This is a genomic window from Pseudomonas sp. KH_050 (assembly GCF_057838875.1).
The window spans coordinates 6475105-6490034 of sequence record NZ_CM174478.1 but is presented as its reverse complement, the minus strand read 5'-3'; the positions used below and the strand labels follow the sequence as shown (position 1 = coordinate 6490034).

Genomic DNA, 14930 nt, shown 5'->3' with positions numbered 1-14930 from the left:
GCTATTTGGGGGAGCTATGCACGCATGCGAGTGATGCGGGTGACCCCGGTCAGGGCGCGCAGTTTCTTGATCACGCGGGCCAGGTGTACGCGGTCGTGCACGCTGACAACCAGTTGGACCACGCTGATGCGACCATCACGTTCGTCCATGCTGATTTTTTCGATGTTACCGTCGGCGGCATTGACGCTGCTGGCCAGCAGGGCGATCAGGCCGCGCTGGTGTTCCAGCTCGACGCGCAGTTCAACGTTGAATTCGCCAGTGACATCCTTGGCCCAGGAAAGCTGGATGCATTTTTCCGGGTTGTGGCGGATTTCACTGATGTTGCGGCAATTGTCCAGGTGCACCACCATCCCTTTGCCTGCGGACAGGTGGCCGACAATCGGGTCGCCAGGGATCGGCGTGCAACATTTGGCGTAGCTGAGGACCAGGCCTTCAGTGCCACGAATCGCCAGCGGCCCTTCGGCGCTCGGTAGCTGCTCGCCTTCGCCGATCAGGCGGCGGGCGACGACATAGGCCATGCGATTGCCCAGGCCGATGTCTTCGAGCAGGTCTTCGATCAATTCGAGTCGGTATTCGGTGAGCATCGCCTTGATGCGCTCGGCCGGGATTTTTTCCAGCGAGCTGTCGAAACCATTGAGCACCTTGTTCAGCAGGCGCTCGCCAAGGCTGATGGACTCGGAGCGGCGCTGCAGTTTCAGGGCGTGACGAATATGCGTGCGGGCCTTGCCGGTGACCACGAAGTTGAGCCAGGCCGGGTTTGGTCGCGCGCCCGGAGCGCTGACGATTTCCACGGTCGAGCCACTTTGCAGCGGTTCGGACAGCGGTGCCAGTCGACGGTTGATCCGGCAGGCGATGCAGCTGTTGCCGACGTCGGTGTGGACCGCGTAAGCGAAGTCGACCGCCGTGGAGCCTTTGGGCAGCTCCATGATCCGGCCTTTGGGCGTGAAGACGTAGACCTCGTCCGGGAACAGGTCGATCTTCACGCTTTCGATGAATTCGAGGGAATTGCCAGCGCGCTGCTGCATCTCCAGCACGCCCTTGACCCATTGGCGAGCACGGGCATGAGTGCCCTTGGGCTGCTCGTCGCCGGTGGATTTGTACAGCCAATGGGCGGCGATGCCGTTGTTCGCCATCTCTTCCATTTCACGGGTGCGGATCTGGATCTCGATCGGTACGCCGTGCATGCCGAACAGCGTGGTATGCAGTGACTGATAGCCGTTGGCCTTGGGAATCGCGATGTAATCCTTGAAGCGCCCCGGCAATGGTTTATACAAGTTATGTACAGCCCCGAGCACTCGGTAGCAGGTATCGACCTTGTCGACGATGATGCGGAACGCGTAGACGTCCATGATCTCGTTGAACGCCCGACGCTTGCCGCGCATCTTCTTGTAGATGCCGTAGATGTGTTTCTGTCGACCGCTGACCTCGCCCTGAATGCCGTCGATGGCCAGGCAGTGGCTGAGGGATTCTTCGATCTTGTTGACGATTTCCTTGCGGTTGCCCCGGGCGCGTTTGACCGCCTGGTAGATTCGCGCGGAACGCATCGGGTGCATGGCCTTGAAGCCGAGGTCTTCGAACTCTATGCGGATGCTGTGCATGCCCAGGCGGTTGGCGATGGGAGCATAGATCTCCAGGGTTTCCTTGGCGATCCGCCGGCGTTTCTCGCCGGACAGCACTTCCAGGGTCCGCATGTTGTGCAGGCGGTCGGCCAGCTTGACCAGGATCACGCGAATATCGCGGGCCATGGCCATGGCCATTTTCTGGAAGTTTTCGGCTTGGGCTTCGGCCTTGGTCTCGAAGTTCATCTGGGTCAGTTTGCTGACCCCGTCGACCAGTTCGGCCACGGTTTCACCGAACTGCGCCGAGAGCGCTTCCTTGGCAATACCGGTGTCTTCGATCACGTCATGCAGCATGGCCGCCATCAGGCTCTGATGGTCCATATGCATGTCGGCAAGAATATTCGCCACCGCCAGCGGGTGCGTGACGTAGGCTTCACCGCTACGCCGGCGTTGCCCGTCGTGGGCTTGTTCGGCGTAGAAGTACGCTCGGCGAACCAGGTTGACCTGGTCCTTGCCGAGATAGGTCGATAAGCGATCGGCGAGGGCGTCTATGCTCGGCATGATGGCTCCTGCCGATAGCTTTGACCCTGCGCCGTGCTACGTCGACCAGGCATAGGCTTAGACGGCCTCGTTGGACTCGTCCTCGAACGCCGCGAACAGCGGTTCGTCTTCAACGATTTCAGCTTCAGCGATGACTTCATAGCTCATCAGGCCCGCTGCGATTTCACGCAACGCCATTACTGTAGGTTTGTCGTTTTCCCAGGCCAGCTTTGGCTCTTTGCCGCCGGTCGCCAATTGACGAGCACGTTTGGTAGAGAGCATGACCAGCTCAAAGCGGTTAGCCACGTGATCTAGGCAGTCTTCAACGGTTACGCGGGCCATGGTATTCCTCGTAGCAAATGCAATATGCGCGCTGCCCGGATGGGCGAGCGGACTCAACAGTTTAAAAAATCACCAGCGTTTAGGGAAGCGCTGATTTTTCGCCGAGCTCTCCATTGCGCTACAAGTGCCAATGTAAAGCCCTTGCAGCGGTTTTGGGAAGTGCTCTTTAGCCCAACAGTTCGGCCAGTAATTTGCCGGAACGCTGCTGCTGGCGCTTTTGATGGAGCTGGTGGGCGCGGAAAATCGCTTTCAGATCCTCCAGCGCAGTAGCGAAGTCATCGTTGATGATCAGGTAGTCGTAGTCGACGTAATGGCTCATCTCGCTGACCGCTTCACGCATCCGGCCTTCGATGATTTCGTCGCTGTCCTGGCCGCGATTGGTCAGGCGCTGGCGCAAGGCCTGCTGGGACGGCGGCAGAATGAAGATCGAGCGGGCCTGGGGCATCAACTTGCGTACTTGCTCGGCGCCTTGCCAGTCGATTTCCAGAATCAGGTCGTGGCCTTCATCCAGGGTCTGCTGCAAATGGCTTTGCGAGGTGCCATAGAGGTTACCGAAGACTTCGGCGCGCTCGAGGAAATCACCGTGTTCGATCATCCGCACGAACTCGGAACGGTCGACGAAGTTGTAATTCACGCCGTCGACTTCACCCGGGCGCATGGCGCGGGTGGTGTGGGAGACCGATACGCGGATTTGCGGCTGCGCGTCGATCAGAGCCTTGACCAGGCTGGTCTTGCCCGCGCCCGAAGGCGCGGAAATGATGTAGAGGGTGCCGGTGCTGTGGGTCATGTCGGGTAGCCTTACTCAATATTCTGCACTTGTTCGCGCATCTGCTCGATCAACACTTTGAGGTTGACCGCAGCCTGGGTGCTGCGCGGGTCGAAGGCTTTGGAGCCCAGTGTGTTGGCTTCGCGGTTGAGCTCCTGCATCAGGAAGTCCAGGCGCCGACCGGCGGCGCCGCCGGACTTGAGCACGCGGCGAACTTCGATGATGTGGGTGCTCAACCGGTCCAGCTCTTCAGCCACGTCGCTTTTTTGCGCGAGCATGACCATTTCCTGTTCCACGCGCTGCGGGTCCAGCTCGGCCTTCATGTCGGCAAAGCGGTCGAGGACTTTCTGGCGTTGGTTCGCGAGCATTTGCGGGACCAGCACGCGCAGGGTCACCACGTCTTCTTCTATGGAGTTCAGGCGTTCGTTGATCAGCCGGGCCAGCTCTGCGCCTTCGCGCTCGCGGCCATTCTTCAGTTCTTTCAAGCCTTGGTTGAACAGGTTCAGGGCTTCAGCGTTCAGCGCTTGCGGGTCGCTCGCGTCGGCCACCAGCACGCCTGGCCAGGCCAGGACTTCCAGCGGGTTCAGGGCTGCAGGGTGCTTGATCAGGCTGGCCACGGTCTCTGCTGCGGCGACCAGTTGCGCGGCGCGCTCGCGATCAACCTGCAACGGCTTGCCGGTGGTTTCTTCGGTGAAGCGCAGGGTGCATTCGAGTTTTCCGCGAGACAAACCCTGGCGCAGCGCTTCGCGCACGGCGCCCTCAAGGTCGCGAAAAGACTCTGGCAGACGCAAGTGCGGTTCCAGGTAGCGGCTGTTGACCGAGCGCAACTCCCAGCTCAGGGTGCCTTGGGTGCCGGCTTTTTCGACGCGGGCGAAGGCGGTCATGCTATGCACCATGGAGGTACCTCGCGATTCGGGCCCGCTCCCAACCTCAGAGGGTTTGAGCGGGCCTGATGGATAAATTAAAGCCGACAGGCTGCAAAGGCGCAGGATTGTAACGCAGTGCAGCGAATGCTCCCAAACCCGGCGTGTGACAAAGCGCTGCAGGCGCCCGACGGTCAGCTTCAGGCCCCTGTTCAGAGCCTTCGGTCGCGACGCGGATTTTTTAGAAGTGCCCAGTCGGTGCTGCGGGCTCTATAATGCTCGGCAGATTTCCGTCCCCGTACAGGTATTCCCTATGAAACGTCCAAGTGGTCGCGCTGCCGATCAGCTCCGCTCGATCCGCATCACCCGCAACTACACCAAACACGCCGAGGGATCTGTACTGGTCGAGTTCGGTGATACCAAGGTGATTTGCACGGTCAGCGTCGAAAATGGCGTGCCGCGCTTCCTCAAGGGTCAGGGCCAGGGTTGGTTGACTGCTGAGTACGGCATGCTGCCGCGCGCCACTGGCGAGCGTAACCAGCGTGAAGCGAGCCGTGGCAAGCAAGGCGGTCGCACTCTGGAGATCCAGCGTTTGATCGGCCGTTCCCTGCGCGCCGCACTGGACATGTCCGCGCTGGGCGATGTCACCCTGTTCGTCGATTGCGATGTGATCCAGGCCGATGGCGGCACTCGCACTGCGTCGATCACCGGCGCCATGGTTGCCCTGATCGATGCCTTGAAAGTGATCAAGAAGCGTGGCGGCCTGAAAGGCGGTGACCCGCTCAAGCAAATGATCGCGGCTGTTTCGGTGGGTATGTATCAGGGCGAGCCAGTGCTTGATCTGGACTACCTGGAAGACTCGGCTGCCGAGACTGATCTCAACGTCGTGATGACCAGCACCGGTGGCTTCATTGAGGTTCAGGGCACTGCCGAAGGCGCACCGTTCCAGCCTGAAGAGCTGAACGCGATGCTGGCGTTGGCGAACAAAGGCATGAACGAGATTTTCGAGCTGCAGAAAGCTGCTCTGGCTGACTGATTGTCCTGACTTCCAGCAAGGAGAGCATCACCATGAGTGAGGATCAACTACCACTGCCTGCGCCGAGCCGCGAGGTTCGCCAGTGGGCGATGTTTTGTCACCTCTCCGCGTTGCTGGGAATCTGGATTCCATTCGGTACCTTGATCGGGCCACTGATTCTCTGGCAGATGAAGCGCGAGACGGACCCGTTCATCGATGCGCAGGGCAAGGAAGCGCTGAACTTCCAGATCACCGTCGCCATTGCCTCGGCGATCTGCTTCTTGCTGATGGTGGTGGTGATCGGGTTCTTCCTGCTCGGACTGGTGGCGATCGGCGCTTTGGTGCTGACGATCATCGCCGGGGTCAAGGCCAATGAAGGGCAGCCGTATCGCTATCCGTTCACCTGGCGGCTGATCAAGTAAGCGCTCACCGCAATCCCTTGCGCCTTCCTGAAAAGAAGCCAGAAGGTGTAAACCTTATTCAGGACGGGACAGCGGACACAAAAAAGCCGACATCGTTGTCGGCTTTTTTGTGGCTGCGAAAAGACGCTTAGATAGTCAGCGTCCAGTCGTAATCCACAATCAGTGGTGCATGCTGCGAGAAGCGTGGCTGACGTGGCAAGCGTGCGCTACGGACGAAACGACGCAGGCCCGGAGTCAGCAGCTGGTAGTCGAAACGCCAGCCCAGGTTGAGCATCTCGGCCTGTTCGTTGTCTGGCCACCAGCTGTACTGGTCACCTTCACGGCTGACTTCACGCAGTGCATCGACATAGCCCATGTTGCCGACAATCTCGTCCATCCAGGCCCGTTCAGGTGCCAGGAAACCCGGAGATTGCTGGCTGTCGCGCCAGTTCTTGATATCCAGCTTCTGTTGCGCCACGTAGAGCGAGCCACAATAAATGTACTCGCGCCGTTTGCGCCGCTGTTTATCCAGATAACGGGCGAAGTCGTCCATAAGCTTGAACTTCTGGTTCAAGTCTTCATCGCCATTCTGCCCTGATGGAAGCAGCAAGGTTGCGATGCTGACCTTGTCGAAATCGGCTTGCAGGTAGCGCCCGTAGCGGTCCGCCGTCTCGAAACCGAGACCGCTGATGACAGCCTTCGGTTGCAGCCGCGAATACAAAGCCACGCCACCTTGGGCGGGGACTTCAGCTTCGCAGGCATAAAGGAAGTAGCCATCCAGTTGGAAGGCTGGGTCGTCCAGTTCAAAGGCGGAGGCGCGGGTGTCCTGCAGGCAGATGACGTCGGCATTCTGTGCTTGTAGCCAACTGAGCAAACCACGCTCGACTGCAGCCTGAATACCATTGACGTTCACACTGATGATCCGCATAAATGGCCCCAAAAATCGCGTGCGTGTATGATACCCGAGGTCTACCTAATTAGCTAAATCCGTGATATTGGGGCTTTTTTCATGCAGGCGTATCAGCGCGATTTCATTCGTTTTGCCATCGATCGCGGCGTTTTGCGCTTCGGTGAGTTCACCCTGAAGTCCGGGCGTACCAGTCCTTACTTCTTCAATGCCGGTCTGTTCAACAGCGGTTCGGCCCTGGCGCAGCTCGGTCGTTTCTACGCGGCAGCCATTGTTGAAAGCGGCATTTCTTTCGACGTACTGTTCGGCCCGGCCTACAAAGGCATTCCTTTGGCGGCGACGACGGCTGTGGCACTGGCTGAGCACCATCAGCTCGATCTGCCATGGTGCTTTAACCGCAAGGAAGCCAAGGCCCACGGTGAGGGTGGCAGCCTGGTTGGCGCTCCGCTGGCGGGTGATGTGCTGATCATCGACGACGTGATCACCGCGGGCACCGCCATCCGTGAAGTGATGCAGATCATCGCTTCCCAGGACGGCGCCAAGGCTGCTGGCGTGCTGATCGCCCTGAACCGTCAGGAGCGTGGCAATGGTGAATTGTCGGCCATCCAGGAAGTGGAGCGTGACTTCGGCATCCCAGTGATCAGCATTGTTTCGCTTAACCAGGTGCTCGAATTCCTGGCTGACGATCCGCAGCTCAAGCAGCATTTGCCTGCGGTTGAAGCCTACCGCGCACAATTCGGCGTCTGACGGCAATCCCATAGGGAAAGCACAAACAAAAAGACCCCGCTCAGCCAGGCTGAGCGGGGTCTTTTTATATGCATCGCTTAGTGACGCTTGCGATTGCTGATCAATGTACCCACACCGGTGTCGGTGAAGATTTCCAGCAGCACCGCGTTCGGTACACGACCGTCGATGATGTGCGAGGTGGTCACGCCGCCTTGCACCGCTTCCAGTGCGCAACGGATCTTCGGCAGCATGCCGCCGTAGATGGTCCCGTCAGCGATCAGCTCGTTGACCTGCTCGGTGGTCAGGCCGGTCAGGACTTTGCCGGACTTGTCCATCAAGCCGGCAATGTTGGTCAGCAGCATCAGCTTCTCGGCCTTGAGGGCTTCAGCGACTTTGCCGGCTACCAGGTCGGCGTTGATGTTGTACGACTCGCCGTTGGCGCCGACACCGATAGGTGCGATGACCGGGATGAAATCACCTTTGACCAGCAGGTTCAGCAGGTCGGTGTTGATCCCGACTACTTCGCCAACGTGGCCGATGTCGATGATTTCCGGCGTGGTCATTTCCGGCGTCTGCCGGGTGACGGTGAGCTTTTTCGCGCGAATCAGCTCGGCGTCCTTGCCGGTCAGGCCGATGGCGCTGCCGCCGTGACGGTTGATCAGGTTGACGATGTCTTTGTTCACCTGGCCGCCGAGAACCATCTCCACCACGTCCATGGTCTGCGCATCGGTAACGCGCATGCCATCGACGAAATGGCTCTCGATCGACAGCCGCTTGAGCAGATCACCGATCTGCGGGCCGCCACCGTGAACGACCACCGGGTTGATGCCCACGGCCTTCATCAGCACGATATCGCGAGCAAAGCCGGTTTTCAGCTCGTCGCTTTCCATAGCGTTACCGCCATATTTGATCACCAGCGTCTTGCCGACGTAGCGGCGAATATAAGGTAGCGCTTCGGATAGAACCTTGGCGGTGTTGGCGGCGGCATCGCGTTCGAGGGTCATTCAGGGCTCCGGTGAAACTATCTAGTCAATCAGAACGGTAGTTGTAGGTCAGGGGCAACGCGTTTCAGCTGGGCGTGGAACACGTCCTTGATGCGCTGCAACTCGGCCTCGCTATCAGCCTCGAAACGCAGTACCAGCACCGGTGTGGTGTTGGAGGCGCGAACCAGGCCCCAGCCTTCGGCGTAGTCGACTCGCACACCATCGATGGTGGTCAGTTTGGCACCTTCGCCCCACTGCGCGTCGTGCAGTGCATCAATGATGCTGAATTTGCTCTCTTCGGTCACATGGATATTGATTTCCGGCGTAGAAATATCGTTCGGGAAGGTCGCAAACAATTCTTCCGCAGTGGATTTTTCCTTGCTGAGGATCTCCAGCAGCCGCGCGGCGCTGTAGATGCCGTCGTCGAAACCGAACCAGCGTTCCTTGAAGAAGATGTGTCCGCTCATTTCGCCTGCGAGCAGGGCGCCAGTTTGCTTCATTTTCTTTTTGATCAACGAGTGACCGGTCTTCCACATTAGCGGACGACCACCGTATTCCTTGATCAATGGGGTCAGGCGACGGGTGCATTTGACGTCGAAGATGATTTCCGCATCCGGGTTGCGCGCCACGACGTCGCGGGCGAACAGCATCAGCAGGCGGTCCGGGAAGACGATGCTGCCGGTGTTGGTGACGACGCCTACACGGTCGCCATCGCCGTCGAAGGCCAGGCCCAGGTCGGCATTGGTTTCCTTGACCTTGGCGATCAGGTCAACGAGGTTTTCAGGCTTGCCCGGATCCGGGTGATGGTTCGGGAAGTTGCCGTCGACTTCGCAGAACAGCGGGATGACTTCGCAGTTCAGGGCTTCGATCAGTTGAGGGGCGATCACGCCGGCGGCGCCGTTGCCGCAATCGACTACCACTTTCAGGCGGCGAGCCAGTTTGATGTCCTGGACGATTTCGGTGTTGTAGCGATCGAGGATCTCGACCTTGGTGATGCTGCCCTTGCCGCTGCTCAGGTTGTTGGTCTTGAGGCGTTCGTGCAGGGCCTGGATCTGTTCGTTCGCCAGGGTGTCACCGGCAATGACGATCTTGAAGCCGTTGTAGTTCGACGGGTTGTGGCTACCGGTAAGCATCACCCCGGATTTGCCGGCCAGTACGTTGGCGGCGTAATACAGCGCAGGCGTTGGTACCAGGCCGACATCGCTGACGTGGCATCCGCTGTCGGCCAGGCCCTGGATCAGTCGTTCCACCAGCTCTGGACCGGACAGGCGGCCGTCGCGGCCAACGGAAATGTTTGGTTCATCCTGGGCCAGGCTCTGGGAGCCGATGGCGCGGCCGAGCCAGTAAGCGGTTTCAGCGTTCAAGAATTCCGGGACGGTGCCGCGGATGTCGTAGGCGCGGAAAATGCTGTCGGGGAACGTCGGTGCGACTTGACCTGGGGTGCTCATTTCTGGAAATGCTCCATCTCGAAAGTGGCTGGGCCTGCCTGCGAAAAACTCGTCGGCAGTCTCAAAGTGAAGGATATGACGGCGTATTCGGCAGAGAGTTCGTGGTGTGCAAAGGCCATGTCACCAGAATCCGCAACCGAATGGCCCGTCAATGCCTTGATTTTCGGTGGTAAAGCTTCCGAATGAAGTCTGCGCAATTATTTCGTCCCTGAAATACAAAGTGCGGGTTTCAGGCCGGGCAGGGCGCCCGGCCTTTCTGTGATTAGTGACTGCCGGTGTGTCCGAAACCGCCTACGCCGCGCTGGCTTTCGTCGAATTTTTCGACCAGCTCGAAGTGCGCTTGAACCACGGGCACCAGCACCAACTGGGCCAGGCGTTCGCCAACCACGATGTTGAAATCGGTCTGGCCACGGTTCCAGCACGACACCATCAGCGGGCCCTGGTAATCGGAGTCGATCAGGCCGACCAGGTTGCCCAGCACGATGCCGTGCTTATGGCCCAGGCCGGAGCGCGGCAGAATCAGCGCCGCCAGGCCCGGATCGCCGATGTACACCGACAGGCCGGTAGGGATCAGCAGGGTTTCGCCTGGCTTGATGACGGTGTCTTTTTCCAGCATCGCCCGCAGGTCGAGGCCGGCGGAGCCCGGTGTGGCGTACTGCGGCAGCGGGAATTCGGTACCGATGCGTGGATCGAGGATCTTGGCTTGCAAAGCGTGCATGTAAATTAAACCTGGTTCAGACGTTCGGCGATAAAGGTGATCAGCTGGCGGGCAATCTTGCCCTTGCTGGTCTGGGCGAAGAGAGTTGCGTGCAACTCCCGGTCAATCACGCTGCAGGCGTTTTCCTCGCTGTTGAAGCCAATGCTCGGGTTGGCGACATCGTTGGCAACGATCAAATCGAGGTTTTTGTCTTTCAATTTGCGTGCAGCGTAGTCGAGCAGATGTTCGGTTTCAGCCGCGAAGCCGACACTGAACGGACGGTCGGGACGGGTGGCGATGCTGGCCAGAATGTCCGGGTTGCGCACCATCTGCAGTAACAAGCCGTCGCCGTTCGTAGGGTCTTTCTTGAGTTTTTGTGGAGCGACGACTTCGGGTCGGTAGTCGGCGACCGCCGCGGAGGCGATGAACAGGTCGCAGGGGATCGCGGCTTCGCAGGCGGCAAGCATGTCCCGGGCGCTGACCACATCGATTCGGGTCACCCGATCCGGGGTCGGCAAATGCACCGGGCCGGTGATCAGGGTCACTCGGGCGCCGGCCTCGACAGCCGCTTCCGCGAGGGCGAAGCCCATTTTTCCGGAGCTGTGGTTGGTGATGTAGCGCACCGGGTCGATGTTTTCCTGGGTCGGGCCGGCGGTGATCAGCACGTGTTTGCCGGTCAGCGACTGGCGTTTGAAACACTCGGCGGCACAGAGCGCGAGGTCGTCGGCTTCGAGCATGCGGCCCATGCCGACGTCGCCACAGGCCTGGCTCCCGGAGGCCGGGCCGAACACCCGCAGGCCACGGCTTTCGAGCAATTGGGTGTTGGCCTGGGTCGCCGGGTCGCGCCACATGGCCTGGTTCATGGCCGGGGCAATAGCGACGGTGGCGTCGGTGGCCAGTACCAGGGTGGTCAACAGGTCATCGGCGATACCCTGGGCCAATCGCGCGATCAGGTCCGCGGTGGCGGGGGCGATCAGCACCAGATCAGCCCACTTCGCCAGCTCGATATGACCCATTGCGGCTTCGGCTGCAGGGTCGAGCAGGTCCATATGGACCGGGTGCCCGGACAGGGCCTGCATGGTCAGCGGGGTAATGAATTCACTGCCGCCACGGGTCATGACCACGCGCACTTCAGCGCCCTGGTCGAGGAGTCGGCGAACCAGTTCGGCGCTCTTGTAAGCGGCAATGCCGCCGCCGACGCCGAGAACAATGCGTTTCCGATACAGACGCTGCATAGGCTTGCCTTTAGTTCAGTGATGACCGCATGCGATACCCCTCCCCAGGTGAAATCGCATGCAAAAAAGATGGGCTAAGATAGCACAGCGACCGCCACGGAACAGCGGCGCCCACACACACATGGAGGTGCTATGAGTATTCGCGATTGGCCTGCGGCGGAGCGTCCGCGAGAGAAACTTCTGGAGCAGGGTTCGGCCAGTCTTTCCGACGCCGAGTTGCTGGCGATCTTCCTACGAACCGGAGTCCGCGGCAAAAGCGCAGTCGATCTTGCGCGACACTTGCTGCTTCAATTTGGCAGCCTGCGGGCATTGCTGGAAGCGGATCAGCTGACATTCAGCCGCCAGTTGGGGCTGGGCCCGGCGAAGTTCGCGCAATTGCAGGCCGTGCTGGAGATGGCCCGGCGGCATTTGGCCGAAAGGTTACGGCGGGACTCGGTGCTGGAAAGTCCGTTAGTCGTGCGCGACTACCTCAAGGCGTTACTTCGGCATGAGCCCCATGAAGTGTTTGGCTGTCTGTTTCTGGATACCAAACATCGCGTGCTGGGGTTCGAGGCGTTGTTCAGAGGTTCGATTGACACCACCAGCGTCTATCCCCGGCAGGTGGTCAAGCGCGCGTTGGCGTACAACGCGGCGGCCTTGATCCTGTGTCACAACCACCCTTCGGGTATCGCCGAGCCGAGTCAGGCTGACCGCATATTGACCAAGCGCCTGCAAAAGGCGCTGGATCTGATCGATGTGCGGGTGCTTGACCATTTCATCATTGGTGAAGGCGACCCGCTGTCGATGTCCGAGTACGGATGGATGTAGCCATACAGCGCTTCAGGGCTTAATGCTGACCTTTGAGTAGTCCTGGCGACCGAAGGGGCTGACCTGGTAGCCCTGCACTTCCTTGCGCGTCAGGGCGAAGGCGGTCGGGTGTGCCAGTGGCAGCCAGAGTGCCTGGTGCTGGATCTGCGCCTGCGCCTGTTGGTAGAGCTTGCTGCGCACCCCTTGCTCGCTGGTGGTCTTGCCGGCACTGATCAGTTTGTCCAGGCCCTGATCGCAGTAGCGGGCGAAGTTGGTCCCGGATTTCACTGCGGCGCAGGAAAACTGCGGTGTGAGGAAGTTATCCGGGTCGCCGTTATCGCCAGCCCAGCCCATGAACAGCAGGTCGTGCTCACCGGCTTTGGCCCGGCGAATCAGCTCGCCCCACTCGATGACCCGAATCTCGGCCTGAATGCCAATCTCGGCCAGATCCGCCTGAAGCAACTGGGCGCCCAGGCTTGGGTTGGGGTTGAGCAGGCTGCCCGAAGGGCGAGTCCAGAGGGTCGTTTTGAAGCCGTCCTTGAGTCCGGCCCTGGCCAGCAGCTCCCGCGCCCTGGCGACGTCATGGGGGTAGCCCGGTAGCTCCTTTGCGTAGCTCCAGGTATTGGGCGGGTAAGGGCCGTTGGCGGTTTCGGCGGTGTCTTCGAAGACGGCCTTGAGGTAGCTGGACTTGTCGAAAGCGAGGTTGATTGCCTGGCGTACTTCAGGTTTGTCCAGCGGCGGGTGCTGGCTGTTGATGGCGACAAACGCCGTCATGAAGGCCGCAGTGCTCTCGACGCTCAGCGTCGGCTCCTTGCCGGCGACTTGCACGTCCAGGGGTTTGGGCGACAGGGCGATCTGGCACTCGTTGCGCCGCAGTTTCTGCAGGCGCACGTTGGCGTCCGGGGTAATGGCGAACACCAGGGTGTCCACCCCAGGCTTGCCACCAAAGTAATCGCGGTTGGCCTTGTAGCGAACCGATGCGTCCTTCTGGAAACGCCCGAAGATGAACGGGCCGCTGCCGATCGGCTGGCTGTTGAGCTTCTCCGGGGTGCCGGCCTTGAGTAGCTGGTCGGCATACTCTGCCGAATAGATCGAGGCAAAGCCCATGCTCAGGGTCGCGAGGAAGGTCGAATCCGGGTGGTCGAGGGTGAACCGCACAGTCAGTGGGTCGAGCGCGTCGATCTTTTTGATCAGCGCCGGCAACTGCATCGATTGCGCATGGGGGAAACCGCTCTGGGCGACCTTATGCCATGGGTTGGCGGGGTCAAGCATCCGCTCGAAGCTGAACTTCACATCTTCTGCGGTCAGCTCGCGGCTGGGGCTGAAGTACTCGGTGCGATGAAATTTCACCTGCGGATGCAGCTTGAAGACATACATCAGGCCATCACTGGAGACTTCCCAGCTATCAGCGAGGCTGGGCACCACTTTGCCGCTGGCAGTATCGAAGTCCACCAGTCGGTTCATCAGCACGTCGGCGGACGCGTTGGTGGTGGTCAGCGAGTTGTATTGCACCACGTCGAAACCTTCCGGGCTGGCCTCGGTGCAAACGCTCAGGGCGGCGGCATGGGCCAGCGGGCTCAGAAGGGGAGCGAGCAGTAGCGGTAGGGCAGCGAGGCGCATATTCGGTTTCCTTTGCAGATCGAAGGCCCATCTGCGAGTGCAGTCTGGAAAAGGCTTACCCTAGTGGCCTCTTTTGAAAATGACTATCCAATTTTTCGCTTTGGCGTTTCAGGCTTGTGGTCTTTCAAGCGGTAAATTGGCATATGAGAGGTTTTTTCTGACACGGCCAGAGGCGTTTTTTCTGAAAAACACCTCAATTGCCTCGTTTGATCAGGGGCAATTACGGGTAATCTGTATAGCTGAACCGCGTGAAACGGCAACAAGTCACATGTTCAGCGACGAGCGGTAATTTCCATCGGCAGCCTTTGAATGAGGCCCCCGGAGCAAGAAAACCGGGACTTCAAGAAAGGCAGATCACATCGCCTGTTGTTGCAATGGGGTCTTTCTGGTATAAAGCAGCGCTCTTTTCTAGGGGCCCGGTTCCTTCGCTTGTAGGTGTAGCCGGTAAGACCCTTAAAGAAACGCGGCGCCTGGCGCCAAATTGACTGAGAGATTAAGCGGCCAACCCATGCCGGGTTGGGCATGTGGTTTTAGAGGGCTGAGGCATGTCGAGAGTCTGTCAAGTTACCGGTAAGGGTCCGGTGACTGGGAATAACATTTCCCACGCAAACAACAAAACCCGTCGTCGTTTCCTGCCGAACCTGCAGCATCACCGCTTCTGGGTCGAGTCCGAGAAGCGTTTTGTGCGTCTGCGCGTATCTGCCAAAGGCATGCGTATCATCGACAAGCGTGGCATTGATGTCGTGCTGGTCGAAATTCGCCGCAATGGCGCTAAGGTCTAAAGGAGAGAATCATGCGTGAATTGATCCGTTTGGTGTCGAGTGCCGGTACTGGCCACTTCTACACCACTGATAAGAACAAGCGCACCACTCCGGATAAAATCGAAATCAAAAAATTCGATCCGCGGGTTCGCAAGCACGTGATCTACAAAGAAGCCAAAATCAAGTAATTGGTTTTGTCTCTTAAGAAAAAGGCCCGTATCGCGAGATACGGGCCTTTTTCTTTGTGCCGGATTTTTACTCCGTGAACCTCCACCGCAGTT

General features: G+C 59.3%; 15 protein-coding genes and 1 pseudogene. 6 read left to right on the top strand and 10 right to left on the bottom strand.

The genetic code is table 11. From position 1 onward, the window contains the following. Positions 1-14 precede the first annotated feature (14 nt). From spoT to AC3IUA_RS29900, 4 genes are all read right to left on the bottom strand, one after another. Complete coding sequence (gene spoT, locus AC3IUA_RS29915) at positions 15-2120, bottom strand: bifunctional GTP diphosphokinase/guanosine-3',5'-bis pyrophosphate 3'-pyrophosphohydrolase (RefSeq protein ID WP_489358373.1); 2106 nt, start codon at positions 2118-2120, stop codon at positions 15-17. A 57-nt stretch (positions 2121-2177) separates the two neighbouring features. Beyond that, positions 2178-2441, bottom strand: a complete 264-nt coding sequence (rpoZ, locus tag AC3IUA_RS29910; RefSeq protein WP_150640823.1) for a DNA-directed RNA polymerase subunit omega — start codon at positions 2439-2441, stop codon at positions 2178-2180. A 166-nt stretch (positions 2442-2607) separates the two neighbouring features. Then, the gene (gmk, locus tag AC3IUA_RS29905) at positions 2608-3228 is read right to left on the bottom strand and encodes a guanylate kinase (RefSeq protein ID WP_489358372.1); all 621 of its coding nucleotides are present in this window, start codon (positions 3226-3228) and stop codon (positions 2608-2610) included. 11 nt (positions 3229-3239) lie between these two features. Then, positions 3240-4103 (bottom strand): YicC/YloC family endoribonuclease, encoded by an 864-nt coding sequence (locus AC3IUA_RS29900; RefSeq protein WP_489358371.1) that lies wholly within the window; start codon positions 4101-4103, stop codon positions 3240-3242. A 280-nt stretch (positions 4104-4383) separates the two neighbouring features. Between AC3IUA_RS29900 and rph the strand changes: the two genes are divergently transcribed. Both rph and AC3IUA_RS29890 read left to right on the top strand, forming a co-directional pair. Continuing rightward, the gene (gene rph, locus AC3IUA_RS29895) at positions 4384-5106 is read left to right on the top strand and encodes a ribonuclease PH (protein WP_489358370.1); all 723 of its coding nucleotides are present in this window, start codon (positions 4384-4386) and stop codon (positions 5104-5106) included. Between the two features lie 32 nt (positions 5107-5138). Next, positions 5139-5507, top strand: a complete 369-nt coding sequence (locus AC3IUA_RS29890; RefSeq protein ID WP_489358369.1) for a DUF4870 domain-containing protein — start codon at positions 5139-5141, stop codon at positions 5505-5507. A 127-nt stretch (positions 5508-5634) separates the two neighbouring features. Here AC3IUA_RS29890 and crc read toward each other — a convergent pair whose 3' ends face one another. Then, the gene (crc, locus tag AC3IUA_RS29885) at positions 5635-6414 is read right to left on the bottom strand and encodes a catabolite repression control protein Crc (protein ID WP_007934608.1); all 780 of its coding nucleotides are present in this window, start codon (positions 6412-6414) and stop codon (positions 5635-5637) included. Between the two features lie 81 nt (positions 6415-6495). Here crc and pyrE point away from each other — a divergent pair, with 81 nt between their 5' ends. Continuing rightward, entirely contained in the window at positions 6496-7140 is a 645-nt protein-coding gene (pyrE, locus tag AC3IUA_RS29880) for an orotate phosphoribosyltransferase (protein ID WP_489358368.1), read from the top strand. Positions 7141-7217: 77 nt separating this feature from the next. Here the strand turns inward: pyrE and argB are convergent, their stop codons facing one another. From argB to coaBC, 4 genes and pseudogenes are all read right to left on the bottom strand, one after another. Beyond that, entirely contained in the window at positions 7218-8123 is a 906-nt protein-coding gene (gene argB, locus AC3IUA_RS29875) for an acetylglutamate kinase (RefSeq protein WP_489358366.1), read from the bottom strand. Between the two features lie 29 nt (positions 8124-8152). Beyond that, positions 8153-9556, bottom strand: a pseudogene (locus tag AC3IUA_RS29870) (phosphomannomutase/phosphoglucomutase); the annotation flags it as partial. Between the two features lie 256 nt (positions 9557-9812). Next, positions 9813-10268: a dUTP diphosphatase gene (dut, locus tag AC3IUA_RS29865; protein WP_489358365.1), complete on the bottom strand. Its 456-nt coding sequence runs from the start codon at positions 10266-10268 to the stop codon at positions 9813-9815. Positions 10269-10273: 5 nt separating this feature from the next. Then, positions 10274-11482 carry a bifunctional phosphopantothenoylcysteine decarboxylase/phosphopantothenate--cysteine ligase CoaBC gene (gene coaBC, locus AC3IUA_RS29860; protein WP_489358364.1) on the bottom strand — a complete coding sequence of 403 codons (1209 nt, stop codon included), beginning with the start codon at positions 11480-11482 and terminating at the stop codon, positions 10274-10276. Between the two features lie 132 nt (positions 11483-11614). Between coaBC and radC the strand changes: the two genes are divergently transcribed. Next, on the top strand, positions 11615-12289 hold the full coding sequence (radC, locus tag AC3IUA_RS29855) for a RadC family protein (RefSeq protein ID WP_489358363.1): 675 nt from the start codon (positions 11615-11617) through the stop codon (positions 12287-12289). Between the two features lie 12 nt (positions 12290-12301). Here radC and AC3IUA_RS29850 read toward each other — a convergent pair whose 3' ends face one another. Further along, positions 12302-13888 carry an ABC transporter substrate-binding protein gene (locus AC3IUA_RS29850; RefSeq protein ID WP_489358362.1) on the bottom strand — a complete coding sequence of 529 codons (1587 nt, stop codon included), beginning with the start codon at positions 13886-13888 and terminating at the stop codon, positions 12302-12304. A 545-nt stretch (positions 13889-14433) separates the two neighbouring features. On the opposite strand from AC3IUA_RS29850, the gene rpmB reads away from it, so the two are divergent. Both rpmB and rpmG read left to right on the top strand, forming a co-directional pair. Continuing rightward, on the top strand, positions 14434-14670 hold the full coding sequence (gene rpmB, locus AC3IUA_RS29845; protein WP_150803776.1) for a 50S ribosomal protein L28: 237 nt from the start codon (positions 14434-14436) through the stop codon (positions 14668-14670). 11 nt (positions 14671-14681) lie between these two features. Continuing rightward, positions 14682-14837 (top strand): 50S ribosomal protein L33, encoded by a 156-nt coding sequence (rpmG, locus tag AC3IUA_RS29840; protein ID WP_003437824.1) that lies wholly within the window; start codon positions 14682-14684, stop codon positions 14835-14837. Positions 14838-14930: the final 93 nt, after the last annotated feature.